The sequence below is a fragment of the Streptomyces sp. NPDC059852 genome (assembly GCF_042731455.1).
Lineage (GTDB): Bacteria > Actinomycetota > Actinomycetes > Streptomycetales > Streptomycetaceae > Streptomyces.
Map to the genome: position 1 here is coordinate 16,648 of NZ_JBHWJK010000030.1, position 24,493 is coordinate 41,140.

The 24,493-nt window shown below is 72.3% G+C and carries 27 protein-coding genes; 12 read left to right on the plus strand and 15 right to left on the minus strand.

Translation table 11 applies throughout. The features are described 5' to 3' along the window. The first annotated feature begins 215 nt into the window (after positions 1 to 215). The gene (gene serB, locus ACFV46_RS28835; protein WP_151783332.1) at positions 216 to 1,424 is read left to right on the plus strand and encodes a phosphoserine phosphatase SerB; all 1,209 of its coding nucleotides are present in this window, start codon (positions 216 to 218) and stop codon (positions 1,422 to 1,424) included. Positions 1,425 to 1,514: 90 nt separating this feature from the next. Here serB and ACFV46_RS28840 read toward each other — a convergent pair whose 3' ends face one another. The 4 genes from ACFV46_RS28840 to ACFV46_RS28855 form a co-directional block, all read right to left on the minus strand. Beyond that, entirely contained in the window at positions 1,515 to 2,033 is a 519-nt protein-coding gene (locus ACFV46_RS28840) for a histidine phosphatase family protein (RefSeq protein ID WP_376727892.1), read from the minus strand. A 66-nt stretch (positions 2,034 to 2,099) separates the two neighbouring features. Beyond that, the gene (locus tag ACFV46_RS28845; RefSeq protein WP_151783334.1) at positions 2,100 to 2,306 is read right to left on the minus strand and encodes a hypothetical protein; all 207 of its coding nucleotides are present in this window, start codon (positions 2,304 to 2,306) and stop codon (positions 2,100 to 2,102) included. Positions 2,307 to 2,498: 192 nt separating this feature from the next. Next, positions 2,499 to 2,615 (minus strand): SGM_5486 family transporter-associated protein, encoded by a 117-nt coding sequence (locus ACFV46_RS28850; protein WP_086872398.1) that lies wholly within the window; start codon positions 2,613 to 2,615, stop codon positions 2,499 to 2,501. A gap of 48 nt (positions 2,616 to 2,663) precedes the next feature. After that, on the minus strand, positions 2,664 to 3,947 hold the full coding sequence (locus tag ACFV46_RS28855; RefSeq protein WP_385500417.1) for a CynX/NimT family MFS transporter: 1,284 nt from the start codon (positions 3,945 to 3,947) through the stop codon (positions 2,664 to 2,666). Between the two features lie 70 nt (positions 3,948 to 4,017). Between ACFV46_RS28855 and ACFV46_RS28860 the strand changes: the two genes are divergently transcribed. Then, positions 4,018 to 4,710 carry a FadR/GntR family transcriptional regulator gene (locus ACFV46_RS28860; RefSeq protein ID WP_361930988.1) on the plus strand — a complete coding sequence of 231 codons (693 nt, stop codon included), beginning with the start codon at positions 4,018 to 4,020 and terminating at the stop codon, positions 4,708 to 4,710. Here ACFV46_RS28860 and ACFV46_RS28865 read toward each other — a convergent pair. The 3 genes from ACFV46_RS28865 to fabG form a co-directional block, all read right to left on the minus strand. Then, positions 4,688 to 5,032 carry a hypothetical protein gene (locus tag ACFV46_RS28865; RefSeq protein ID WP_361930991.1) on the minus strand — a complete coding sequence of 115 codons (345 nt, stop codon included), beginning with the start codon at positions 5,030 to 5,032 and terminating at the stop codon, positions 4,688 to 4,690. The two genes, ACFV46_RS28860 and ACFV46_RS28865, sit on opposite strands and share 23 nt — an antisense overlap. A 163-nt stretch (positions 5,033 to 5,195) precedes the next feature. After that, on the minus strand, positions 5,196 to 5,963 hold the full coding sequence (gene fabI, locus ACFV46_RS28870; RefSeq protein ID WP_361930994.1) for an enoyl-ACP reductase FabI: 768 nt from the start codon (positions 5,961 to 5,963) through the stop codon (positions 5,196 to 5,198). Between the two features lie 5 nt (positions 5,964 to 5,968). After that, positions 5,969 to 6,688 carry a 3-oxoacyl-[acyl-carrier-protein] reductase gene (gene fabG, locus ACFV46_RS28875; protein ID WP_361930997.1) on the minus strand — a complete coding sequence of 240 codons (720 nt, stop codon included), beginning with the start codon at positions 6,686 to 6,688 and terminating at the stop codon, positions 5,969 to 5,971. A 240-nt stretch (positions 6,689 to 6,928) separates the two neighbouring features. Between fabG and ACFV46_RS28880 the strand changes: the two genes are divergently transcribed. From ACFV46_RS28880 to tyrS, 3 genes are read left to right on the plus strand one after another with little or no spacing between them, the layout of a single operon-like run. Continuing rightward, positions 6,929 to 8,452 carry a TldD/PmbA family protein gene (locus ACFV46_RS28880; RefSeq protein WP_361930999.1) on the plus strand — a complete coding sequence of 508 codons (1,524 nt, stop codon included), beginning with the start codon at positions 6,929 to 6,931 and terminating at the stop codon, positions 8,450 to 8,452. Then, complete coding sequence (locus ACFV46_RS28885) at positions 8,449 to 9,843, plus strand: metallopeptidase TldD-related protein (RefSeq protein WP_385500419.1); 1,395 nt, start codon at positions 8,449 to 8,451, stop codon at positions 9,841 to 9,843. The genes ACFV46_RS28880 and ACFV46_RS28885 overlap by 4 nt, the downstream gene beginning before the upstream one ends. A 55-nt stretch (positions 9,844 to 9,898) precedes the next feature. Further along, the gene (gene tyrS, locus ACFV46_RS28890) at positions 9,899 to 11,167 is read left to right on the plus strand and encodes a tyrosine--tRNA ligase (protein ID WP_361931005.1); all 1,269 of its coding nucleotides are present in this window, start codon (positions 9,899 to 9,901) and stop codon (positions 11,165 to 11,167) included. 63 nt (positions 11,168 to 11,230) lie between these two features. On the opposite strand, the gene ACFV46_RS28895 is transcribed toward tyrS, so the two are convergent. After that, complete coding sequence (locus ACFV46_RS28895; protein WP_361931008.1) at positions 11,231 to 11,512, minus strand: GlsB/YeaQ/YmgE family stress response membrane protein; 282 nt, start codon at positions 11,510 to 11,512, stop codon at positions 11,231 to 11,233. A 247-nt stretch (positions 11,513 to 11,759) separates the two neighbouring features. On the opposite strand from ACFV46_RS28895, the gene ACFV46_RS28900 reads away from it, so the two are divergent. Continuing rightward, on the plus strand, positions 11,760 to 12,158 hold the full coding sequence (locus ACFV46_RS28900; protein WP_361931011.1) for a DUF3099 domain-containing protein: 399 nt from the start codon (positions 11,760 to 11,762) through the stop codon (positions 12,156 to 12,158). A 225-nt stretch (positions 12,159 to 12,383) separates the two neighbouring features. After that, complete coding sequence (locus tag ACFV46_RS28905; protein ID WP_361931014.1) at positions 12,384 to 12,608, plus strand: hypothetical protein; 225 nt, start codon at positions 12,384 to 12,386, stop codon at positions 12,606 to 12,608. A 28-nt stretch (positions 12,609 to 12,636) separates the two neighbouring features. Here ACFV46_RS28905 and moaA read toward each other — a convergent pair whose 3' ends face one another. The 5 genes from moaA to ACFV46_RS28930 all read right to left on the minus strand — a co-directional run bounded on the left by moaA (position 12,637) and on the right by ACFV46_RS28930 (position 16,676). Continuing rightward, a complete protein-coding gene (gene moaA, locus ACFV46_RS28910) occupies positions 12,637 to 13,626 on the minus strand; it encodes a GTP 3',8-cyclase MoaA (RefSeq protein WP_361931017.1) in 990 nt (329 codons plus the stop codon). Positions 13,627 to 13,777: 151 nt separating this feature from the next. After that, positions 13,778 to 14,143 carry a DUF2750 domain-containing protein gene (locus ACFV46_RS28915; protein WP_385500421.1) on the minus strand — a complete coding sequence of 122 codons (366 nt, stop codon included), beginning with the start codon at positions 14,141 to 14,143 and terminating at the stop codon, positions 13,778 to 13,780. Beyond that, positions 14,140 to 14,610 carry a hypothetical protein gene (locus ACFV46_RS28920; RefSeq protein WP_376727897.1) on the minus strand — a complete coding sequence of 157 codons (471 nt, stop codon included), beginning with the start codon at positions 14,608 to 14,610 and terminating at the stop codon, positions 14,140 to 14,142. Before ACFV46_RS28920 ends, ACFV46_RS28915 begins: the two co-directional genes overlap by 4 nt. Before the next feature lie 93 nt (positions 14,611 to 14,703). Continuing rightward, positions 14,704 to 16,323, minus strand: coding sequence for a cation acetate symporter (locus tag ACFV46_RS28925; protein ID WP_361931020.1), 1,620 nt, complete (start codon positions 16,321 to 16,323; stop codon positions 14,704 to 14,706). Further along, complete coding sequence (locus tag ACFV46_RS28930) at positions 16,320 to 16,676, minus strand: DUF485 domain-containing protein (protein ID WP_361931023.1); 357 nt, start codon at positions 16,674 to 16,676, stop codon at positions 16,320 to 16,322. The genes ACFV46_RS28925 and ACFV46_RS28930 overlap by 4 nt, the downstream gene beginning before the upstream one ends. 385 nt (positions 16,677 to 17,061) lie before the next feature. Here ACFV46_RS28930 and ACFV46_RS28935 point away from each other — a divergent pair, with 385 nt between their 5' ends. From ACFV46_RS28935 to ACFV46_RS28945, 3 genes are all read left to right on the plus strand, one after another. Then, positions 17,062 to 18,606: a S8 family serine peptidase gene (locus tag ACFV46_RS28935; protein ID WP_385500422.1), complete on the plus strand. Its 1,545-nt coding sequence runs from the start codon at positions 17,062 to 17,064 to the stop codon at positions 18,604 to 18,606. A gap of 23 nt (positions 18,607 to 18,629) precedes the next feature. After that, the gene (locus ACFV46_RS28940; protein ID WP_385500423.1) at positions 18,630 to 19,997 is read left to right on the plus strand and encodes a CoA transferase; all 1,368 of its coding nucleotides are present in this window, start codon (positions 18,630 to 18,632) and stop codon (positions 19,995 to 19,997) included. A gap of 85 nt (positions 19,998 to 20,082) precedes the next feature. Beyond that, the gene (locus ACFV46_RS28945; RefSeq protein ID WP_376727900.1) at positions 20,083 to 21,084 is read left to right on the plus strand and encodes a CopD family protein; all 1,002 of its coding nucleotides are present in this window, start codon (positions 20,083 to 20,085) and stop codon (positions 21,082 to 21,084) included. Positions 21,085 to 21,088: 4 nt separating this feature from the next. Here the strand turns inward: ACFV46_RS28945 and ACFV46_RS28950 are convergent, their stop codons facing one another. Beyond that, complete coding sequence (locus ACFV46_RS28950) at positions 21,089 to 22,132, minus strand: zinc-dependent alcohol dehydrogenase family protein (protein ID WP_361931034.1); 1,044 nt, start codon at positions 22,130 to 22,132, stop codon at positions 21,089 to 21,091. Between the two features lie 140 nt (positions 22,133 to 22,272). Then, positions 22,273 to 22,983: a VIT family protein gene (locus ACFV46_RS28955; protein ID WP_361931037.1), complete on the minus strand. Its 711-nt coding sequence runs from the start codon at positions 22,981 to 22,983 to the stop codon at positions 22,273 to 22,275. 195 nt (positions 22,984 to 23,178) lie between these two features. Between ACFV46_RS28955 and ACFV46_RS28960 the strand changes: the two genes are divergently transcribed. Continuing rightward, complete coding sequence (locus ACFV46_RS28960; protein WP_385500424.1) at positions 23,179 to 24,171, plus strand: DEDDh family exonuclease; 993 nt, start codon at positions 23,179 to 23,181, stop codon at positions 24,169 to 24,171. Positions 24,172 to 24,250: 79 nt separating this feature from the next. After that, entirely contained in the window at positions 24,251 to 24,484 is a 234-nt protein-coding gene (locus ACFV46_RS28965; RefSeq protein ID WP_385500425.1) for a hypothetical protein, read from the plus strand. The last annotated feature ends 9 nt before the right edge of the window (positions 24,485 to 24,493 follow it).

Consider the following 24,493-nt stretch of genomic DNA (forward strand, 5'->3'; position numbering starts at 1 on the left):
CTCGGCGTCGGGCGGCGCGCGGACTGGAGGGAGGCGCGGCCTCCCGGCGGACCGCCGTCTTCGGGACGCCGAAGGGCAGGCGACAGGGCAGCCGGTAGGGGCTTCGGCGTCGGGGGCGCCGTTTTCCCGTCATCCGTGTGTCGCCGGGAGTTCCGTGTCCGTCAGGCGGACCTCGGGGGCGCTCGGCACGGAGTGCCGGATACGGTGGAGGCACCATGAGCGCTTCGCAGACCTCAGACCTCCCCACCCTTCTCGTCAAGATCTTCGGGAAGGACAGGCCGGGCATCACGGCCGGACTCTTCGACACGCTGGCGGCCTACGCGGTCGACGTGGTCGACATCGAGCAGGTCGTCACCCGTGGCCGGATCACCCTGTGCGCGCTCGTGACCGAGCCGCCGGCCGGGCTCGAGGGGGATCTGCGGGCGACCGTCCACAGCTGGGCGGAGTCGATGAAGATGCAGGCGGAGATCATCTCCGGCCTCGGCGACAACCGTCCGCGCGGTGTCGGCCGCTCCCTGGTGACCGTGCTCGGGCACCCGCTCACCGCGGAGGCGACGGCGGCGATCGCCTCCCGGATCACCGGGTCCGGCGCCAACATCGACCGTATCTTCCGGCTCGCCAAGTACCCGGTGACGGCGGTGGAGTTCGCCGTCTCCGGTGCCGGGACCGAGCCGCTGCGCACCGCTCTGGCGCCGGACGCGGCGGCCCTGGGCGTGGACATCGCGGTCGTCGCGGCCGGTCTGCACCGCCGTGCCCAGCGCCTGGTCGTCATGGACGTCGACTCGACGCTCATCCAGGACGAGGTCATCGAGCTGTTCGCGGCGCACGCCGGCTGTGAGGACAAGGTCGCCGAGGTCACGGCGGCCGCCATGCGCGGGGAGCTGGACTTCGAGCAGTCGCTGCACGCGCGCGTGGCGCTGCTGGAGGGGCTGGACGCCTCGGTGGTGGACAAGGTGCGCAGCGAGGTGCGGCTCACGCCCGGCGCGCGCACGCTGATCCGGACCCTGAAGCGGCTCGGCTACCAAGTGGGCGTGGTGTCGGGCGGGTTCACGCAGGTCACCGACGACCTGAAGGAGCGCCTCGGGCTGGACTTCGCCCAGGCGAACACGCTGGAGATCGTCGACGGCCGGCTCACGGGCCGGGTCACGGGCGAGATCGTGGACCGCGCGGGCAAGGCCCGGCTGCTGCGCCGTTTCGCGGCCGAGGCGGGTGTCCCGCTGGCACAGACGGTGGCGATCGGTGACGGCGCCAACGATCTGGACATGCTGAACGCGGCCGGGCTCGGTGTCGCCTTCAACGCGAAGCCGGTGGTCCGCGAGGCGGCGCACACGGCGGTGAACGTGCCGTTCCTGGACACCGTCCTGTATCTGCTGGGCGTCACCCGCGAGGAGGTCGAGGCGGCGGACATCCTCGACGGGGAGTGACGCCCCGCGACCGCGCCCGTGACCCGGGCCGGCCCGCACGCACGAGGGCCCGGCGCCGGGACGGCGCCGGGCCCTTCGCGTGCGCGTCGGTCACTCGGAGGGCGCCCAGTAGTCGACCAGCGTGGCCACGCCGGGCTCCAGGGCCTTCCAGGTGCCGGTGAAGGTGAGGACCGCGTAGGCGGCGGCCGGGAAGCCGCGGCGGGTCATCCGGTCGCGGGCGTCGCCCTCGGCGGAGCCGGCGAGGACCTCGGTGAGGCCCTGGGCGCCGGGGTTGTGGCCGATCAGCAGGAGGTCCCGCACGTCGTCGGGGGTCTCGTTGAGCACGGCGATCAGCTCGCCGGGCGAGGCCTCGTAGATCCGCTCCTCGTAGACCGTTTTCGGCCGGTGCTGGAACTCGTGGACGGCGAGTTTCCAGGTCTCACGGGTGCGGACGGCGGTGGAGCACAGGGCCAGGTCGAACGGGATGGCGGTGTCCGCCAGCCTGCGCCCGGCCTCGGCCGCGTCCAGGCGGCCCCGCTCGGCGAGGGGACGCTCGTGGTCCGCCACCTGGGGCCAGTCGGCTTTCGCATGCCGGAAGATCACAATCCTGCGGGGTTCTGCGACGCTCATGAGATCCAGCTTCGCATGAAACAGGCCACGGGGCGCAGGGAGTTGACGGGGCGCCTCCGGGGGTGCTCAGCGCGTGACCAGCTGCTGGACCCGTTCGAGGAGGAGACCGATGCCGGGCTCGGCCGGGGCGGCCTGCGCCTCGGACGGGTTCAGGATGAGCAGCAGCAGCGTCACGAAGGCGAGCGTCGGCAGGGCCAGGGCCCACCAGGGCAGCCGGATGTCGGCACGGCCCGTGGCCGCCGGTCGGGGCGGGGTGTGCGTAGGGGCCGACATGCTGCCTCCGTGGGTCCTCGGTCCTCCGTGGCCGCCTTCGGGCGGGCACCTCTCGAAGGTACGGAGCACGGGGCCGCCAACCCATCCGGTGATCCACCCAGTTGACCCTGACACTCACCCCCTAGGGGATGGGGGGTTAGCCCCACCCCCGGAGGTCGGCGGGGGCGGGTGGGGTCCGGCGGGGCGGCCGGGTCAGGGGGAGGCGATCGTCGCGATGATTCCGATGATCACGAAGATGGCGAGGAACGCGCCGAGGACCAGCAGCAGCTTCTTCTGGCCGTTCTGGGGGTTCGGGTCGAGCACGGGCATACGGCCAGTCTCGCACCCCCGGCTCCCCCGGCCCCGGTGGGGGTGCGCTCAGCGCGTCGCCTCGTCCTCCACCGTACGGTCGCGTCCGGCGAGGACGCCCACCGCCATCTGCGGGATCATGAGGCCCGCCATCAGCGCGATGGGCAGGCCCCAGCCGCCGCTGTGCTGGTAGAGGACGCCCACCAGGAGCGGCCCGGGGATGGAGATCAGATAGCCGGTGCTCTGGGCGAAGCCGGAGAGCTGGGCCACGCCCGCGCTGGTCCTGGCCCGCATGCCGACCATGGTCAGGGCCAGCGGGAACGAGCAGTTCGAGATGCCGAGCAGCAGGGCCCAGAGCCAGGAGCCGCCGGCGGGCGCCAGGTACAGCCCGGCGTAGCCGGCGAGGCCGCAGGCGCCCAGCACGAGCACGATGGGGCCCTGGTGGGGCAGGCGGGTGGCCAGGCGCGGGATGACGAAGGCGAGGGGCACGCCCATGACCATGGTGACGGCGAGCAGCAGCCCGGCCGTGCCGGCGTGCACGCCGGAGTCCCGGAAGATCTGCGCCATCCAGCCCATGGTGATGTAGGCGCCGGTGGCCTGGAGGCCGAAGTAGACGGCGAGGGCCCAGGCGGTGCGGCTGCGGGTGACGCGCAGCCGGGGGGCGTCCACGCGCGCGTGCGGGTCCTGGGCGGGCGCGGTGCCCCTGTCCCGTACGAAGGGCAGCCAGGGCAGGACGGCGGCCGCGCCGAGCCCTCCCCAGACGGCGAGGCCGGTCTGCCAACTGCCGCCGAGCGCTTCGGTCATGGGGACGGTGACGGCGGCGGCGGAGGCGGTGCCGAGGGCGAGGGCCATGGAGTACAGGCCGGTCATGGAGCCGACCCGGTCGGGGAACCAGCGCTTGACGATGACGGGCATCAGGACGTTGCTGACGGCGATGCCCATGAGGGTGAGGGCGCTGGCGGCCAGGAAGCCCGCGGTGCCGCCGGCGTAGGGCCGGATCAGCAGGCCGGCGGTGATGGCGACCATGCCCGCGCAGACGACGGCGCCGGGGCCGAAGCGGCGGGCCAGGCGGGGCGCGGTGACGCCGAAGACGGCGAAGCAGAGCGGGGGCACGGAGGTCAGCAGCCCGGCGACGCTGCCGCTCATGCCGAGCGCGTCGCGGACCTCTTCGAGGAGGGCGCCGAGGCTGGTGATGGCGGGGCGCAGGTTGAGCGCGGTGAGGACGATGCCGGCGATGAGCAGCCGCGTCGTCCACGCGCGCGGGGCGGGCTGCGCCGGGGTGGGGGTCTCGGGGGTGCGTATCCGTGTGGACGTCGTCGCCCGGTTCTCCTCGCGTGCCATGGGAGCCATCATAGAATCATGGGATGATTGGTTGTCCACCCTCGGGCTCCCCGGCCCCGCCCCTGTCGTGCGAAGGTGTGTCATGCCCCTGAGCCACCCCCGCCGCTCGGCCCTGTCCGAGCAGGTCATCGCGGCCCTGCGCAACCAGATCACGTCGGGCGAATGGCCGGTCGGCTCCCGTATCCCGACCGAGCCGGAGCTCGTCGAGCAGCTGGGCGTCGCCCGCAACACCGTCCGTGAGGCGGTCCGGGCGCTCGCGCACAACGGGCTGCTGGACATCCGCCAGGGCTCCGGCACCTATGTGGTGGCGACCAGCGAGCTGGCCGGCGTGATGCACCGCCGCTTCGCCGGCGCCGACCCCCGGCACATCGCGGAGCTGCGCGCCACGCTGGAGTCGGCCGCCGCGAAGCTGGCCGCCGAGCGGCGCACCGAGAAGGACCTCAAGCAGCTGGACGCGCTGCTGGTACGGCGCGAGGAGGCGTGGGAGTCGGGCGACGCGGAGGCGTTCGTGACGGCCGACGCCACCTTCCACCTCGCGGTCGTGGCGGCCTCCCACAACGACGTGATGAGCGCGATGTACGCGGACCTCGGCGAGGTGCTGCGGGACTGGCTGCGCGAGGACGTCGGCCCGCGGCTGACCCCGGAGACGCACATGGACCACGCCCGGCTGGTGGACGCGATCCGCACGGGCGACGCCGAGGCGGCCGCGGCGGAGGCGGCGAGCTATCCGTTCCTGTGCCGGCCGGGGCGCCTCAGCGGTCCCGGTGGTGACTGACCCAGGCCGAGTCGACCTCCTTCCAGCAGCGGCCGGACAGACGCACGGTCTGCGCGGGCTCGGCCGGCACCGGACGGCCGTCGGCGTCCAGGTCCCACCAGCGGGCGCACTCCACGTGCAGACGGACGCGGTCCGTCCTCGGATAGGGGTTGTGGCACGACGCGGTCACCTCGGAACCGGTGACCCGTATGCGGCATTCTGCGCCGAACGGCTCCTTGGCGGCCGGCGCGTGTGCGGGGGCGTGGGCCGCCGCCTCGTACGACAGGGGAAGCACGAGAGCGACGGCGACGGTCGTTGAGGCCAAGCGGCGGGACAAGCGCACAAGGGGACCTCCTCGGCCGTTGCGGGTGAGGGGTTCGCGTGGTGAACGCGTACTCCAGAGTGCCCGCCGGCCGGTCTCCCCCGCCCGGCCGGGTGGGCCGAACGGGTGACGCCCCGCCCCCCGCGCGCGGCGGGGAACGGGGCGTCCAGGGGGTGCCGGAGGATCAGGCGCCGATGGCGTGCAGACCGCCGTCCACGTGGATGATCTCGCCGGTGGTCTTCGGGAACCAGTCGCTCAGCAGCGCGACGATGCCGCGGCCGGCCGGCTCCGGGTCCTTCAGGTCCCACTCCAGCGGGGAGCGGGTGTCCCACACGGAGGCCAGCTCGCCGAAACCGGGGATGGACTTGGCGGCCATGGAGCCGATCGGGCCGGCCGAGATCAGGTTGCAGCGGATGTTCTGCTTGCCCAGGTCACGGGCCATGTAGCGGCTCGTGGCCTCCAGGGCGGCCTTGGCCGGGCCCATCCAGTCGTACTGCGGCCAGGCGTACTGCGCGTCGAAGGTGAGGCCGACCACCGAGCCGCCGTTCTGCATCAGCGGCAGGCAGGCCATGGTCAGCGACTTCAGGGAGTACGCCGAGACGTGCATGGCGGTGGCGACCGACTCGAACGGCGTGTTCAGGAAGTTGCCGCCGAGCGCGTCCTGCGGGGCGAAGCCGATGGAGTGCACGACGCCGTCCAGGCCGCCGAGCTCCTCGCCGACGATGTCGGCCAGCCGGCCCAGGTGCTCGTCGTTGGTGACGTCGAGCTCGACGACCTTGGTGGGCTTGGGGAGCTTCCTGGCGATGCGCTCGGTCAGCGTGGGCCGCGGGAACGCGGTGAGGATGATCTCGGCGCCCTGCTCCTGGGCCAGCTTGGCGGCGTGGAAGGCGATGGAGGACTCCATCAGCACACCGGTGATCAGGACGCGCTTGCCCTCGAGAATTCCGCTCATGGTGATCAGTGACCCATTCCCAGTCCGCCGTCAACGGGAATGACGGCTCCAGTGATGTACGAGGCGTCGTCCGAAGCGAGGAACCGCACCGCCGCGGCGATCTCCTCCGGCTGCGCGTAACGGCCGAGCGGGACCTGCGACACGATGTTCGCGCGCTGCTCGTCGGTGAGCACCTTGGTCATGTCGGTGTCGACGAAGCCGGGCGCGACGACGTTGAAGGTGATGTTGCGCGAGCCCAGCTCACGGGCGAGGGAGCGCGCGAAGCCGACCAGGCCGGCCTTGGAGGCGGCGTAGTTGGCCTGGCCGGGGCCGCCGAGGAGGCCGACCACCGAGGAGATCAGCACGACGCGGCCCTTCTTGGCGCGCAGCATGCCGCGGTTGGCGCGCTTGACGACCCGGAAGGTGCCCGTGAGGTTGGTGTCGACGACCGAGGTGAAGTCCTCCTCGGACATGCGCATCAGGAGCTGGTCCTTGGTGATGCCGGCGTTGGCGACGAGCACCTCGACGGGCCCGTGCGCGTCCTCGATCTCCTTGTAGGCCTGCTCCACCTGCTCGGTGTCGGTGATGTCGCACCTGACGGCGAGGCAGCCGAGCTCCGCCAGGGCGGCCGGCGGCTCACCCGAGCGGTATGTGATGGCGACCTTGTCGCCGGCTTCGGCGAACGCGCGGGCGATGGCGAGGCCGATGCCCCGGTTGCCTCCGGTGACGAGAACCGAGCGGCTCAACGGATCACCCTTTCGATAGGGGTCTGACACATCCGCCCGGACAGCTGGATGACAGGCGGCTTCTCCGAAAACCTATCGGTCGTGCCTGGGCGGACGACATTCGGGCACCGACAGTGGCTCGGGTGAGTCACTGTCGGGTCTCTACAGAAAGTCGCCGGCCGCAGCCGCAAACGTGTGGTCCCGGGCACCGCCCGCGCGACATGATCGGTGCCGACAGGTCACGACAGCAGGGAGACCCCCGTGCCCCATACCATCGACGAAGCCTTCACAGCGCTTCCGCTCCGCGCGCTGGCCGACGCGGCCCTGGCCCGCGCGCGTGCGCTGGGCGCCGAGCACGCGGACTTCCGGTTCGAGCGGGTGCGCAGCGCCTCGTGGCGGCTGCGGGACGCCCGGCTCGCCGGGTCGTCCGACACCACCGACCTCGGGTACGCGGTGCGGGTGGTGCACGGCGGCACCTGGGGCTTCGCGTCCGGTGTCGACCTCAGCCTGGACGCCGCCGCCAAGGTCGCCTCGCAGGCCGTGGCGATGGCGAAGCTCTCCGCGCAGGTGATCAAGGCGGCCGGCTCCGACGAGCGGGTGGAGCTCGCCGACGAGCCGGTGCACAGCGAGAAGACCTGGGTGTCGTCGTACGAGATCGACCCGTTCACCGTGCCGGACGAGGAGAAGTCGGGGCTGCTCGCCGACTGGAGCGCGCGGCTGCTCGCGGCCGACGGCGTCAACCACGTGGACGCCTCGCTGCTCACCGTCCACGAGAACAAGTTCTACGCCGACACCGCCGGGACCGTCACCACCCAGCAGCGCGTACGGCTGCACCCGCAGCTGACGGCCGTCGCGGTGGACGAGTCCAGCGGCGAGTTCGACTCCATGCGCACGATCGCGCCGCCCGTCGGACGCGGCTGGGAGTACCTGACCGGCACCGGCTGGGACTGGGAGTCCGAGCTGGCGCAGATCCCCGAGCTGCTCGCCGAGAAGATGCGGGCGCCGAGCGTGGAGGCCGGGTCGTACGACCTCGTCGTCGACCCGTCGAACCTGTGGCTGACCATCCACGAGTCGATCGGGCACGCCACCGAGCTGGACCGCGCCCTCGGCTACGAGGCCGCCTACGCCGGCACCTCCTTCGCCACCTTCGACCAGCTGGGCAAGCTGCGGTACGGCTCCGACCTGATGAACGTCACCGGTGACCGCACCGCCGAGCACGGCCTCGCGACCATCGGGTACGACGACGAGGGCGTCGCGGGCCAGTCCTGGGACCTGGTGAGGAACGGCACCCTGGTCGGCTACCAGCTGGACCGGCGCATCGCCAAGCTCACCGGGTTCGAGCGCTCCAACGGGTGCGCGTTTGCCGACTCCCCCGGCCGGGTGCCGGTGCAGCGCATGGCCAACGTGTCGCTCCAGCCCGATCCGGCGGGGATGTCGACGGAGGACCTGATCGGCAGCGTGGACCGCGGGATCTACGTGGTCGGCGACCGGTCCTGGTCGATCGACATGCAGCGCTACAACTTCCAGTTCACCGGGCAGCGCTTCTTCCGGATCGAGAACGGCCGGATCACCGGGCAGCTGCGGGACGTCGCCTACCAGGCGACCACCACGGACTTCTGGGGTTCCATGGCGGCCGTCGGCGGCCCCCAGACCTATGTCCTCGGCGGCGCCTTCAACTGCGGCAAGGCCCAGCCCGGGCAGGTCGCGGCGGTGTCGCACGGCTGCCCGTCGGCCCTCTTCAAGGGCGTCAACATTCTGAACACCACGCAGGAGGCCGGCCGATGAGCGCCCGTACCCACAAGCCGCACGAGATCGTCGAGCGGGCCCTGGAGCTGTCCCGGGCGGACGGCTGTGTCGTGATCGCCGACGAGCAGTCCACGGCGAACCTGCGCTGGGCCGGCAACGCCCTCACCACGAACGGCGTCACGCGCGGGCGCACGCTCACCGTCGTCGCGACCGTCGACGGCAAGGAGGGCACCGCCTCCGGTGTCGTCTCCCGGGCCGCGGTGACCGTGGACGAGCTGGAGCCCCTGGTCCGGGCCGCCGAGGCCGCCGCGCGCGCCGCGGGCCCCGCCGAGGACGCTCAGCCGCTGGTCACGGACGTACCGGCGTCGCCCGACTTCACCGACGCCCCGGCCGAGACGTCGTCCACCGTGTTCGCCGACTTCGCCCCGGCGCTCGGCGAGGCGTTCGCACGCGCGCGTGCGGGCGGCCGGGAGCTGTACGGCTTCGCCAACCACGAGCTCGTGTCGACGTACCTGGGCAGCTCCACCGGGCTGCGGCTGCGGCACGACCAGCCCAACGGCACGCTGGAGGTGAACGCCAAGTCGCCGGACCGCACCCGCTCGGCCTGGGCGGGCCGCTCCACCCGCGACTTCAAGGACGTCGACCCCACCGCCATGGACGCCGAGCTCGCGGTGCGCCTGGGCTGGGCCGAGCGGCGCCTGGACCTGCCGGCGGGCCGCTACGAGACGCTGCTGCCGCCGACGGCCGTGGCCGACCTGCTCATCTACCAGCTGTGGTCGGCGTCGGGGCGGGACGCGGTGGAGGGCCGTACGGTCTTCTCCCAGCCCGGTGGCCGTACGCGCGTGGGCGAGCGGCTGACGGAGCTGCCGCTGAGCCTGCGCAGCGACCCGAACGAGCCGGGCCTGGAGTCCGCGCCCTTCGTGATCGCCCACTCCTCGGGCGGCGACCAGTCCGTGTTCGACAACGGGCTGCCGCTGGCGGCGACGGACTGGATGCACCGTGGCGAGCTGCGGAACCTCACGACCAGCCGGCACAGCGCCGGGCTGACCGGGCTGCCGGTCGCGCCGGGCATCGACAACCTGATCCTCGACGGCGGCGAGGACCGCTCGCTGGAGGAGATGGTCGCGCACACCGAGCGCGGTCTGCTGCTGACCTGCCTGTGGTACATCCGCGAGGTCGACCCGGCGACGCTGCTGCTGACCGGCCTCACCCGGGACGGCGTGTACCTGGTCGAGAACGGCGAGGTGGCGGGCGAGGTCAACAACTTCCGGTTCAACGAGTCGCCGGTGGACCTGCTGGGCCGGGCCACCGAGGCGGGCCGCACCGAGAAGACCCTGCCCAGGGAGTGGAGCGACTGGTTCACCAGGGCGGCCATGCCGGCGCTGCGCGTCCCCGATTTCAACATGAGCTCTGTCAGCCAGGGCGTATAACCTCGTAGGCGGCTGTCACTCGACTGCCCGAGATCATCAAGGAGACACGAGAACCGTGACGGACATCGTCGACGAGCTGAAGTGGCGCGGCGTGATCGCCCTGTCCACCGACGAGGACGCCTTGCGCAAGGCGCTCGCGGACGGTCCCGTCACGTTCTATTGCGGCTTCGACCCGACCGCGGCGAGTCTGCACGTCGGCCACCTGGTCCAGGTGCTCACGATGCGCCGCCTCCAGCAGGCGGGCCTGCGCCCGCTGGCGCTGGTCGGCGGCGCCACCGGGCAGATCGGCGACCCGCGCCCGACGGCCGAGCGCACGCTGAACGACCCGGAGACCGTCGCGAACTGGGTGAACCGGCTGCGCGCCCAGATCGAGCCGTTCCTCTCCTTCGAGGGGGACAACGCGGCGACGATGGTGAACAACCTGGACTGGACGGCCGGTCTGTCCGCCATCGAGTTCCTGCGGGACATCGGCAAGCACTTCCGCGTCAACAAGATGCTCACCAAGGACTCGGTCGCCCGCCGGCTGCAGTCGGAGGAGGGCATCAGCTACACCGAGTTCAGCTACCAGCTGCTGCAGGGCATGGACTTCCTGGAGCTGTACCGGCGGTACGGCTGCACGCTCCAGCAGGGCGGCAGCGACCAGTGGGGCAACCTCACGGCGGGCCTCGACCTGATCCACCGGCTGGAGCCGCACGCGCAGGTCCACGCGCTGGCGACGCCGCTGATGACCAAGGCGGACGGCACCAAGTTCGGCAAGACCGAGGGCGGCGCCATCTGGCTCGACCCCGAGATGACGACGCCGTACGCGTTCTACCAGTTCTGGCTGAACGCGGACGACCGGGACGTCTCGACCTACCTGCGCATCCTGTCCTTCAAGTCCCGCGAGGAGCTGGAGGAGCTGGAGCGGCAGACCGAGGAGCGTCCGCAGGCCCGGGCGGCGCAGCGCGCGCTGGCCGAGGAGCTGACGACGCTGGTGCACGGCGCCGACCAGACGGCCGCGGTGATCGCCGCGTCGAAGGCGCTGTTCGGTCAGGGCGAGCTGGCGGACCTGGACGACCGGACGCTGGCTGCGGCGCTCTCCGAGGTGCCGCACATCCAGGTCGAGCGGCTCGGCCCGGTGGTCGACCTGTTCGCCGAGGTGGGTCTGGTGGCGAGCAAGTCGGCCGCGCGGCGCACCGTGAAGGAGGGCGGCGCCTACGTGAACAACGTGAAGGTGGCCGGCGAGGACGCCGTCCCCGCGAAGGAGGACCTGCTGCACGGGCGCTGGCTGGTGCTGCGGCGCGGCAAGAAGAACCTGGCGGCGGTCGAGGTCACCGGCGCCTGAGCGACGCATGGGCACACGCCCGAGGGGCCCCCGCTTCCGCGAGGGCCCCTCACCGCGTCTGTCTCAGGCCCGCTCCTTCTTGCGTTTGCCCAGCGTCGCCATGTAGAGCATGTCGCCGACGTAGACGATGATCACCGCGGCGACGATCTGGAAGATGTGCCTGCTCCAGTCGATGCCGCGGGTCGACTCGACGCCGAAGGCCCTGGCCACGGAGTTGCCGACGATCGCGCCGAGGATGCCGAAGATCGTGGTCAGCCAGAGCGGGCTGTGCTGCTTGCCCGGGATCAGTGCCTTGGCCAGCAGGCCCAGCACGAATCCCACGATGATCGCCCACAACCAGCCCATGGCTGCCTCCTTGTACGGCTCGGACTGAGCAGTACGGCCAGTCTTGGGGCCGGTCGGGGTACGCCGCATGCCGGGCACCGCCGTACGGGGGAGGGCGCAGACGGTCCGGTCCCGGCACCGGGAGACCCGGTCTCGTAGGCGGCGCAGGCGAGGCGTACGGTGGGACTTGTCCCGGTCCGGCCCTCCGACCGGCGGTGGACGGGTGAGAGCAGGGGGAGAGTCCGATGCGGGCGGATGGTGGAATCTGATGCGGAAGCTGCATGCGGGCGGCAACGCCGAGGTGTTCCGGATCACCGGAGCCCGGGCCGGGCTGCAGGAGGACGTGCGCGGTCGTCAGCGCCGCTATGTCATCTCCATGTCGATCCGCACCCTGTCCGTGATCCTCGCGGCCTCGCTGTGGAACGTCGAACGGCACGTGGCCATCGTGGCGTTGGTGCTCGGGCTGATCCTGCCGTACATCGCCGTGGTGATCGCCAACGCGGGGCGGGAGAACGCGCCGTCGCTCCCGTCGACCTTCGTGGCCATGCCGACGCGTCCCATGATCGATCCGTCGCGGACGAACGACGGTTTCGCGGAACCGTCTCCGGAAGATGTGGCGGGCGCCGCGGGACCCGGCGGACAAAGCGAACCGCGCGACCGGGCGTGATCTCGCGGAGCGTTGCACTCCGGAAGACCGGGGGCGGACCGGGGTGCGCCGACCTCAGTAAAACCTCAGATCAATAGTGTTGTTCAGGTGCCGGGCGGCGGGTTACCCGTGACATACTTCGTAGGCGCTCCGCATCCCCCGTCGGAGCGACGGACCGACGCCGGGCAGCTCCCCCCGTGGCTGCTCGGCGTCGCCTTTTTGTGCGCAAATCGGTGAGACGAAATCGTGAGTGACGAGACCCTCGAGACCCCTGTCTGTTCCGCGAAGGGCTGCCGTGCCGACGCCGTGTGGGTGCTGGCGTGGAACAACCCGAAGATCCATACGCCGGAGCGGCGCAAGACGTGGCTGGCGTGCGAGGAGCATCGCGAGCATCTGTCGCAGTTCCTCGGGGTGCGAGGGTTCCTGAAGGACGTCGTGCCGCTGGAGGAGTGGGAGGCGCGGGAGGCCTGAGCCCCTGTCCCCGAGGAGCCCTCGAGCCCTATCCCCCGATGGCGGACATCGGCCGGTCCGGCTGTACGAACGACGGGTCGTCGAGGCCCGCGCCCGCCTTCTTGCCCCACATCGCCAGGCGCCAGATCCGGGCGATCTCCTCGTCCGGCGCCCCGGAGCGCAGGGCCGCGCGCAGGTCGGTCTCCTCGCGGGCGAAGAGGCAGGTGCGGACCTGGCCGTCGGCGGTGAGGCGGGTGCGGTCGCAGGCCGAGCAGAAGGGGCGGGTGACGGAGGCGATCACGCCGACGACATGCGGTCCGCCGTCCACGATCCACCGCTCGGCGGGGGCCGAGCCCCGCTTCTCCGCGCCCTCCTCGGTCAGCTCGAAGCGGGTGCGCAGGGAGGTGAGGATGTCCCCGGCGGTGATCATGCCGTCGCGCTTCCAGCCGTGCTGGGCGTCCAGGGGCATCTGCTCGATGAAACGCAGCTCGTAGTCGTGCTCGATGGCCCAGGCGAGCAGGTCGGGGGCCTCGTCGTCGTTCAGGCCCGGCATCAGCACGGAGTTGACCTTGACCGGGGTCAGTCCGGCCTCGCGGGCGGCGTACAGGCCCTCCAGGACGTCCTTGTGGCGGTCCCGGCGGGTGAGGGTCTTGAAGACGTCGGGGCGCAGGGTGTCCAGGGAGACGTTGACCCGGTCCAGGCCGGCGGCCTTCAGGGCGGTGGCGGTGCGCTTCAGGCCGATCCCGTTCGTCGTGAGGGACATCCGGGGGCGGGCCTCGAGGGCGGCGACCCGCTCGACGATGCCGACGAGTCCGGGGCGCAGGAGGGGCTCACCGCCGGTGAAGCGGACCTCCTCGATGCCGAGTGAGGTGACGGCGATGTCGATGAGCCGCACGATCTCGTCGTCGGTGAGCAGATCGGGCTTGGCGAGCCACTGCAGGCCCTCCTCGGGCATGCAGTACGTGCACCGCAGATTGCAGCGGTCGGTCAGCGAGACCCTCAGGTCGGTGGCCACCCGGCCGTAGGTGTCGATGAGCACGTGGGCCCCCTCCTGGTCATGACCAGTTCTCGACGTACGTCCGTCACCTGCGAGCCTACGTGACCGCACGGACAGTGACACGGGTCCGATCCCACGACGTGGGACGGGGGTGGTGGTAGGGACGTACGAGCGGGGGCCGGAGGGCGGGTCCTTACAGGTCGTACGGCGGCTCGGCGAGGGCGTGCGCAAGCCGGTTGACCACGTCGGCGACGGTGAAGTCCCATCCGGTCAGGCGCGGCCCACTCCAGTTGATCCCCACCCGGAGGTCGTCCTCGGCGAGATCCGGCAGGGCCGCGCTGCGCCAGTGGTCCAGCGGCATCGGGACGGCCCGGAACGCGGGCCCCCACAGCTCGGCGGCACGCTGGGCGCGGGCCTCCGACGACCAGTAGGGGAAAGCGGGCCGTCCGGAACTCGACGCCGGGGTCGGACTGCCGTCGCCGTCCCGGACCCACCAGACGGTACGAGTCCGGGCGACCTCCCGGAAGAAGGCCGCCGCCTGAGCCCCACTGACACTCATCCGGATGAACCCTCGCCCTTCTCGTCCACATCGCCGCTCCGGGCGGCTTCGCCGATCACGGCAGCCAGAGCCTCCCCCGCCCCGACCTCGGCGAGCACGTCGGCCAGTGTCACCTGGTCTTCGGCATCGGCGCCGGAGAGGCACTCCAGCGCCACGCGCGTGAAATGTGAGGGGTCGATCTCACTCCTGGCCGCCCGAATCGCCTCTCGTGCGGGCTGAGTCCACGCCGCCGACAACGAGAGGTCGGTGAGCAGATGGAGCAGCGCGGGGACATCGTCCGGGAAGACGCGCAGGAAATCCAGAGCGACAGACCGATCCCACGCCGAGCTGCTGGTGAGCGCCTCTGCCAGCAGGTCCACGCGCGAGGGCAGCTGATTCACCTCGGCGCGACGCCGCGCGACCTCTTGCTCGACCGCGACCAAGGCCCGCCAGCTCTCCGCCCCGAGGGCTTGTTCCTCCGAACTCACAACCTCCCTGCCTTCCACTCGTCCCCGGCACGCCGGGCGGCCACGTCGCGCATCATGCGACGTGGCCGCCCGGAAGGGAACAGGAAACAGGGATCAGTGTGCGCCCGTGCCCGTCAGGGAGCGGACTTCCAGTTCCGCGTACTTGCCTGCGTCCGGTTCCTCCTTGGAGAGGATCGTGCCGAGCCAGCCCATCAGGAAGCCGAACGGGATGGAGATGATGCCCGGGTTCTTCAGCGGGAACCAGGCGAAGTCGACGTCCGGGAACATCGCCTTCGGGTCGCCGGAGACGACCGGTGAGAAGAGCACCAGGCCGACGGCGACGATCAGGCCGCCGTAGATCGACCACAGGGCGCCCTGGGTGGTGAACCGCTTCCAGAACAGGCTGTAGAGGATCGTCGGCAGGTTGGCGGAGGCCGCGACCGCGAAGGCCAGGGCGACCAGGCCGGCGACGTTGAGGTCGCGGGCGAGGGCGCCGAGGAGGATGGAGACGGCGCCGATGCCGATGGTGGCCAGGCGTGCGGCCCTGACCTCCTGCTTCTCCGTTGCGGTGCCCTTCTTGATGACGTTCGCGTAGATGTCGTGCGCGAACGACGAGGACGACGCCAGGGTGAGGCCGGCGACCACCGCGAGGATCGTCGCGAAGGCGACCGCCGAGATGGTGGCGAGCAGGATGGCGCCCCAGGCCGAGTCGACGCCGCCCAGATGCAGCGCGAGCAGCGGGGCCGCGGTGTTGCCGGACGGGTTGGACGCGATGATCTCGTCCTGGGAGATCAGCGCGGCGGCGCCGAAGCCGAGGGCGATGGTCATCAGGTAGAAGACGCCGATGATGCCGATGGCCCAGTTCACGGACTTACGGGCGGCCTTGGCGTTGGGCACCGTGTAGAAGCGGATCAGGATGTGCGGCAGACCGGCGGTGCCGAGGACCAGGGCGATGCCCAGGGAGATGAAGTCCAGCTTGGAGGTGCCGTTGGCGCCGTACTGCAGGCCGGGCTCCAGGAAGGCGGCACCCTTGCCGCTGTTGTCGGCGGCCTTGCCGAGCAGGTCGGAGATGTTGAAGTCGAACTTCAGCAGCACCAGGAAGGTGATCAGGATGGTGCCGCCGATGAGCAGCACGGCCTTGACCATCTGGACCCAGGTCGTGCCCTTCATGCCGCCGATGGAGACGTAGACGATCATCAGGACGCCGACGAGGGCGACGATGAGGATCTTGCCGGCGTCGGAGGTGATGCCGAGCAGCAGGGAGACCAGGACGCCGGCGCCGGCCATCTGCGCCAGCAGGTAGAAGATCGACACGACGATCGTGGAGGTGCCGGCGGCGGTGCGGACGGGCCGCTGGCGCATCCGGTACGCGAGGACGTCGCCCATCGTGTAGCGGCCGGAGTTCCGCAGCGGTTCGGCCACCAGGAGCAGCGCGACCAGCCAGGCCACCAGGAAGCCGATGGAGTACAGGAAGCCGTCGTAGCCGAAGATCGCGATGGCGCCGGCGATGCCGAGGAAGGACGCGGCGGACATGTAGTCGCCGGAGACGGCGAGGCCGTTCTGGAAGGCGCTGAAGGACCGGCCGCCGGCGTAGAAGTCGGCGGCGTCCTTGGTCTGGCGGCCGGCCCAGACGGTGATGACGAGGGTCGCGACCACGAAGAGCGCGAACAGGGTGATGATCAGCGTCCGGTGCTCGCTGGCCTCGTTGGCCGCGAGGGTCATCGCGGGGCTCATGCGCCGCCCTCCATACGTGTCTTGATGGCCTCGGCCTTGGGGTCGAGCTTGGCGTTCGCGTGCCGCGCGTACCACCAGGCGATGAGGAACGTGGTGACGAACTGGGCGATTCCGAAGACGAACGCGACGTTGATGTTGCCGACCAGCTTGGTGCCCATGAAGCCGCCCGCGTAGTTGGACAGCAGGACGTACAGCAGGTACCAGACGATGAAGGCGACCGTCAGCGGAAAGGCGAAGGAGCGGTAGGAGCTGCGCAGTTCGGCGAACTCCGCGCTCTTCTGCACCTCGCTGAACTCCTCGGTGGTGGGGAGCCGGTGTGTCTCTTTCGAGGGGGGCGGTGCGTCGGTGGCCACGGAGTCTCCTCGCGTTGCGGGCGCCGGTGCGGCGGTGGACGGGGACGGTTCTGGGCTCGAGGGCGGTTCGGGGGTCGGGGACGGGGTGGGTACGGACATGACGGCTCTGTCTTTCGCAGTGACATGGATCACGTGACCGGCTGGCGATGGTAGGGCCACGGCGGGTGATCCAAAAGAGGGCACGACCGGGCTCGCGCCTCCTGCCCAAGGTCACGGCGCCGCGTGAGGACCGGTTCAACTCCCGCTGCTTCTTTCCGAAGAAGCCGCGTCCGGATTGCTGGCCAGGGAGTTCGGGGATAGCTTCGGGCTGCACCACTCGTCATGTACCTGCCCGGGCGTCATCCCGCGTCCCGGGCCGTTCCGTTCCGGATGATGTGGAGATCCCATGACTCATCTGCGGTCCAGACGCCGTCTCGGCCTCGCCGTCCCGCTGGTCCTCTCGCTGACCGCCACGCTCGGCTTCCTGCCGACGGCGTCGTCCGCGGCCCCGCTCGCGGAGCCCACCGCGCAGGCCGCGGACGCGTCCTCCCTGGCGTACGTCGTCAACACCAGGACGGACCACCGCACGATCGAGTCCGTGAAGAAGGCGATCCGGGCGGCCGGCGGCACCGTGGTCGTCGCCTACGACCGGATCGGTGTCATCGTCGTCCACTCGGCGAACCCCGAATTCGCCCGCACGATACGGGCGGTGCGCGGCGTGCAGTCCGCGGGAGCGACCCGTACGGCGCCGCTGACCACCGCCGGCGCGACCGACGAGGGGCCCGTGGAGCCCCTGACGAAGCAGCAGGCCGCCAAGATCGCCGGCGCCGCCAAGACGGCCACGGGAAGCGACGAGGGCGCCCCGGAGCCGCTGGAGGCGGACCAGTGGGACCTGCGGGCGATCGGCGCCGACAAGGCCGCGCTGATCAACCCGGGCAGCCGCAAGGTGACCGTCGCCGTGATCGACACGGGCGTCGACGACACCCACCCGGACCTCGCCCCCAACTTCTCCGCCTCCCAGTCGGCCAACTGCGTCGGCGGCAAGGCGGACACCAGCGAGGGCGCCTGGCGGCCGTACACGAGCGGGGACTACCACGGCACCCATGTGGCCGGTGAGATCGCCGCGGCCCGCAACGGCGTCGGCGTCGCCGGTGTCGCGCCCGGCGTCAAGGTGGCCGGCATCAAGGTGAGCGACCCGGCCAACGGGCTGTTCTACCCGGAGAACGTCGTCTGTGCCTTCGTGTTCGCCGCCGACCACGGCGTGGAGATCACGAACAACAGCTACTACGTCGACCCGTGGATGTACAACTGCAAGACCGACCCGGACCAGAAGGCCATCGTGGACGCGGTCGACCGCGCCCAGCTGTACGCCCAGCGCAAGGGCACCCTGCACGTCGCGTCGGCGGGCAACAGCAACCACGACCTGGCCTCGGACGCCATCGAGGACACCTCCAGCCCCAACGACACCACCCCGGGCCCGCGCACCGTCGACCCGTCGGTGTGCCTCGACATCCCGACGCAGCTGCCGGGCGTCGTGACGGTCAGCGCGACCGGCGTGCAGAACCTCAAGTCGTACTACTCGTCGTACGGCAACCGGGTCGTCGACGTGGCCGCGCCCGGCGGTGACGGCCGCTACCAGATCCCGGACACGCCGTCGAAGAACGGGCGCATCCTGTCCACGCTGCCGGAGGGCGGCTACGGCTACCTCCAGGGCACCTCGATGGCCTCCCCGCACACCGCGGGCGTCGCCGCGCTGCTGAAGTCCCGCTACCCGAAGGCCACTCCGGCCCAGCTGACGGCTCTGCTGAAGGCCCAGGCGGACAACCCGGGCTGCCCGGCGTCGTACGACCAGAACGGCGACGGCACCCAGGACGCGGTGTGCGAGGGCGGCAAGCGGCTCAACGGCTTCTACGGAGCGGGCATCGTCGACGCCCTGGACGCCGTCGACTGAGCCGTATGGCGCATAGTGCGGTCATGACCGCACTGGAATCCGCCTGGTCGGCGGTGGGCGGCGACCCCGCCCTGCTGGAACGCGTGTCGGCCGTCGTGCGGGAGGGCGCGCTCACCGCGCGCCTTCCCGTGCGGGAGGCGGCGCGCGCCTGTGTGGGCGCGTGCGCCCTGGCCGCCGCGGAGGCGGGCGCCCGGCGGGCCGGGCTCGCCGGGGTGCCCGCGGTACGGCTGGACGACGGGGCGATCGCCACGGCGTTCGTCAGCGAACGGCACCTGCTGGTCGACGGGCGCGCCCCCGTCTGGTTCGCGCCGCTGTCCCGGTTCTGGCCGGCCGCCGACGGCTGGGTGCGCACCCACGCCAACTATCCGCACCACCGGGCCGCTCTGCCGGCCGCGCTGGGCGTCTCCCGGGAGGACCCGGACGCCGTGGCCGCGGCCGTCGCGGAGCGGCCCGCGCGCGAGGTGGAGGACGCCGTGTACGCCGCCGGCGGTCTCGCGGTGGCGCTGCGCACCCCCGCCGAGTGGGCGGCGCACGAACAGGCGGTGGAGGTGGCACGGCGCCCGCTGGTCGGACGGGAGCGGACGGCCCCGGCACGCGCGCGTGCGCTGCCGCCGCTCGACGGCACTCCCCTGCTGCCCGCCGCCGGGGTGCGGGTCCTGGACCTGACGCGGGTCATCGCGGGACCGGTCGCCACCCGCACGCTGGCCCTGCTCGGCGCCGACGTCCTGCGCGTGGACCCGCCACGGCTGCCCGAACTCGCCGACCAGCACACCGACACGGGCTTCGGCAAGCGCTCGGCGCTGCTGGACGCGGCGGTGGACCGGCGCGCCCTGGAGGAACTGCTGGCGGCGGCGGACGTGGTCGTCACCGGATACCGGCCGGGCTCCCTGGACCGGCTCGGGCTGTCGGCGCGGGCGCTGACCGAGCGCCGGCCCGGACTGGTCGTTGCGGAGCTGTCGGCGTGGGGCGCGTACGGGCCCTGGGGCGGGCGGCGCGGGTTCGACAGCCTCGTACAGGCCGCCACCGGGATCGCCGTGACGGAAGGGTCGGCCGAGCGGCCGGGCGCCCTGCCCGCGCAGGCCCTCGACCACGGCACGGGCTATCTGCTGGCGGCGGCCGTGCTGCGGGCGCTGACCGACCGGAGCGAGGACGGGCGCGGCTCCCGGCTGAGCCTGTCGCTGGCGCGTACGGCACACTGGCTGACCCACGAGGTCGCCCGAGGGCCGGCCGGGGACGCGGTGTACGAGGCCCCGGACGCCTGGCTCGCCGAGCGGGACGGTCCGCCGGGCCGGCTGCGGTACGCCCTGCCGCCGGTCTCCTTCGAGGGCGGCCCGCGCGACTGGGCGCGGCCTCCGGGAGTGTGGGGCGCCGATCCGGCCAGGTGGCTCTGAACCCCCGGGACACCGGCGGAATGGTCTTCCGTCAGTTCTTTTCCGGCGCTTGTGCGCCTCTGCGATGGTTTGTGAAGATCTTGAGGTGACGTTGACGAGATCCTCGACCGACATACCCGAGGGGAGCGGGCCCCGCCCCGGCGTGGGCCGGGCCGTCGCCGTCCTGGTCCTGGTCGCCGCGGCCGCGTGCGTCCCGCTGCTCGGGCCGTCCGCCGCGCTGCGCGGCACCGGGGAGGCGGCAGCGCCCGGCACGGCCGGGATCGGCCTGCTGCGCACGGTGCTGTTCGCGGCGCTGTGCGTCCCGCTGGGCGAGCTGTTCGTACGACGGCTGGCGCGGTCGGTGCCGGGGGTTCCACCGGCGCTGCCGCGTACGTGGGCGCCCCACGCCGCCGCCGTGGGTTTCGTCGCGGCCCTGGGGCTGGCCTCGGTCGTCTCCACGGGCAACCTGGTGCCGCACAGCCCCGCCGACCTCGACGTGGGCGGGCTCTACGCCACGCGCGACGGCAAGCTCGCACTGCTGGAGGTCAACGCGTTCGTGGTGGCCGGGCTCTGCGCGCTGTCGCGGCGCCCCGGCACCCAGGTGTGGCCGCTGGGCGCGCTGGTCGTCGCCGAGGCGCTGCGCGCCCATCCCACCACCGAGTACGACCCGTTGCTCGGCTCCGCGCTGACCCTGGTCCATCTGACCTGCGCCTCGCTGTGGGTGGGCGGACTGCTGTACGTCCTGCGGGCCCTGCGCGGCCGGGGTGCCGGGGAGGCGGGCGCGGCCCTGCTCGGGCTGTACGCGCGCGTGGCGGCCGCGCTGCTCGTCGCCCTGACGGCCACCGGGGTGTGCAGTGCGCTGCGCCGGATGCCGGCGGAGACGATCCTGACCCAGCTCACGGCGACGGCGTACGGGCGGGCCCTGCTGGCGAAGGTGATCCTGATGGTCGTCGTCGCCGGGCTGGCGCTGTGGGCCCGGATCCGGTTGCGCCGCGCCGCCGATCCGCTGACGGCGTGCACGCCCGCGCGTGCCGAGGTCGTCGCGCTGGCCGGGGTGGTCGCGCTGTCGGGGCTGCTGACGGCGCTGCCGGTGCCGATCCGCTGGTGAGGCGTCAGGGCGTGACCATGACCTTGAGGGCGGTGCGCTCGTCCATCGCCCGGTATCCGTCCGGGACGCCGTCCAGGCCGACGGTCAGGTCGAAGACGGGCGACGGGTCGATCGTGCCGTCCAGGACGTCGGGCAGCAGCTCCGGGATGTAGGTGCGCACCGGGGCGACACCGCCGCGCAGCGCGATGTTGCCGTCGAACATGACACCGAGGTCGAGTCCGGTGCCGCTGCCGTGCGGCACGCCGACGAACCCGATGGCGCCGCCGTCGCGGGTGACGCCGACCGCCGTCCGCATGGACTGCTCGGTGCCGACGGCCTCGACGACGGCGTGCGCGCCCTGGCCGCGGGTGAGTTCGCGGACGGCCTCGACCGCCGCGTCGCCGCGCTCGGCGACGACGTCGGTGGCGCCGAAGCGGCGGGCGATGGCGGTGCGGTCCGGGTGCCTGCCGAGGGCGATGATCCGTTCGGCGCCGAGCCGGCGGGCGGCGAGCACCGCGCACAGCCCGACCGCGCCGTCGCCGACGACGGCGACCGTGGCGCCGGGCCGGGCACCCGCGCCGAGGGCGGCGTGGTGGCCGGTGCCGAGGACGTCGGAGAGGGTCAGCAGCGCCGAGAGCAGGTGGTCGTCGGAGGCCGCGTCGCCGGGCAGCCGGACGAGGGTGGCGTCGGCGAACGGCACCCGGACGGCCTCGCCCTGGCCGCCGTCGGAGCCGACGGAGCCCCAGAAGCCGCCGTGCTCGCAGGAGGTGGTCAGGCCCTCGCGGCAGTAGTCGCAGACGCCGTCGGACCACATGAAGGGGGCGACGACGAGGTCGCCGCGCCGCAGTCCGCTCACCTCGGAGCCGGTCTCCTCGACGAGCCCGAGGAACTCGTGGCCGATGCGCTGTCCCGGCTTGCGGGCCGACTCGCCCCGGTAGGCCCACAGGTCGCTGCCGCAGATGCAGGCGCGCAGCACCCGGACCACGGCGTCCGTGGGTCGCTGGACGGCCGCGTCGGGCACGTCCTCGACCCGCATGTCGAAGGGGGCGTGGATCGTGGTGGCTCGCATGACGAGGGTCCTTCTCGTGGGGTGTGCGGGTGCCCGGGGCGGGCGGCGCCCGGGGGTGGTCGGGCGCGCGTCTCACCGTACGTCCCGGTCACCGGTCGGCGCGCTTCGGGGCGTGGGCGTGGGCCCCGGGCCCGCCTCGCCTACACCCCGGCGACGTCCAGCGCGCTGCCCGCCGCGTAGGTGACGCCCATGGCCAGGGCGCCGCCCGCCATGTTGCGCAGGACGGCCCGGGCGGGGGCGGCGGCGCCGAGGCGGGCGCTGCTCCATCCGGTCAGGGCCAGGGCGGCCAGGACGGAGACGACGGTGACGGACAGGCGGGTGTCGGCCGGGGGCAGCACCATCGCCAGCAGGGGCAGCAGAGCGCCGGCCGTGAACGCCAGGAAGCTGGCCCAGGCCGCGTGCCAGGGGTTGGTCAGCGCGTCGGGGTCGATGCCGAGCGCCACGCGCGCGTGGGCCCGCAGGGCGTCCCGTTCCGTCAGCTGGACCGCCGCCTCGCGGGCCACCTCGCGCGACAGCCCCCGGCGCCGCAGGAGGTCCGCCAGCGCCTCCAGTTCCTCCTGCGGACGCTCCGTCAGCTCGCGTCGCTCCTGGGCGAGTGCGGCCCGCTCGGAGTCGCGCTGGGTGGAGACCGACACGTACTCCCCCGCCGCCATCGACATCGATCCGGCGAGCAGTCCGGCCAGGCCCGCCGTGAGCAGGGCCGGACGGGTGTCGGTCGCGCCGGCCACGCCGACGACGAGGCCGGCCGTCGACACGATGCCGTCGTTGGCGCCGAGGACGGCCGCGCGCAGCCAGTTCAACCGCTCCCCCAGGGTGCCCCGGTGGGCCTGGTCGCGCTTCGGTTCGGTCATATGGGGAGGATCGCACCGCCGGGGACATCGGGGACGTACCGACGCTCCCGGGCCGGCCCGCGGATCGCCGGCGCGGGCCAACACCGCGCGTCCGCCGCCCGGTTGCGCCCGTCTGTTCGCCGGGCCCGAACAGGCGGGCGGGGCAGGGGACCTGAGGGCCGGGGCTGTCAGTCCCGGGCCGTATCCTCAGTGACCATGCTCGAAGACCCGACGACCACAGCGTCCTCCCCGGCTGCGTGGCCGGCCGCGTATCCGCAGGGATACGCGGTCGTTGACGTGGAGACCACCGGCCTCGCCCGGGACGACCGGATCATCTCCGCCGCCGTCTACCGGCTGGACGCGCTGGGCGAGGTCGAGGACCACTGGTACACGCTGGTCAATCCGGAGCGGGACCCGGGGCCCGTCTGGATCCACGGTCTGACGAGCGAGGCCCTGGAGGGCGCCCCTCTCTTCGCGGACATAGCCGAGGAGTTCGCGGCCCGGCTCGACGGCCGCGTGCTCGTGGCGCACAACGCCGTCTTCGACTGGCAGATGATCGCCCGGGAGTACGCGCGCGCCGAGCGGCAGGCGCCCGTGCGGCAGCGGCTGTGCACCATCGCGCTGTCCAAGGAGCTGGGCCTGCCCCTGCCCAACCACAAGCTGGCGACGCTGGCCGCGCACTTCGGCGTCGTCCAGCGCCGGGCGCACCACGCGCTGGACGACGCGCGGGTGCTGGCGGAGGCGTTCCGGCCGAGCCTGCGGGCCGCGGCGGCGGGCAGCGTACGGCTGCCGCTGCAGGAGTGCCTTCCGCTGACGGAGTGGCGGGACACGGCGGTGCCCCGGATCGGCCGGCAGCCGGGCGGGGCCGGCGGCTACCGCCCGACGAGCTGGCGCCCGTCCCGCAAGCGGCCCGCCTGCCCCTACCCGAACCCGGGGCGCTACGAGGAGGGCGGGCGGCTGAAGCAGGGGATGCGGGTCGCCTTCTCCGGGGACACGTCGACCGAGCGCGATCTGCTGGAGGACCGGGCGGTCGAGGCCGGGCTCCATGTGTCGACGAGTCTGTCCCGGCTGACCAGCCTGCTCGTCACGAACGACCCGGACTCGGGCACCTCGAAGGTGCTCAAGGCCCGGCAGTACGGGACGCCGGTGGTGGACGAGGCGGCGTTCGGTCAGCTCCTGGAGGATGTGGAACCGGCCACGGAGGGGTGACCGTACGGACGGGTGATTGACGCGCGACTCGCCCGGAGCCCTCTCGCCCCCGCCGCGGCGGGGGCCCACCCTGTGGCGCATGGCGACATGTGAAGTGTGCGGAAACGACTACGGCATGACCTTCGAGGTGCACGCGCAGGGCGCGGTGCACGTCTTCGACTGCTTCTCCTGTGCGATCCACCGCATGGCACCCATCTGCGAGCACTGTCGTGTGCAGATCATCGGGCAGGGAGTGGAGGCCGACGGCAACTGGTACTGCGGTGCCCACTGCGCCCGCGCGGAGGGAAAGGCGGGCATCGTCGACAAGGTGTGACCCGGTACC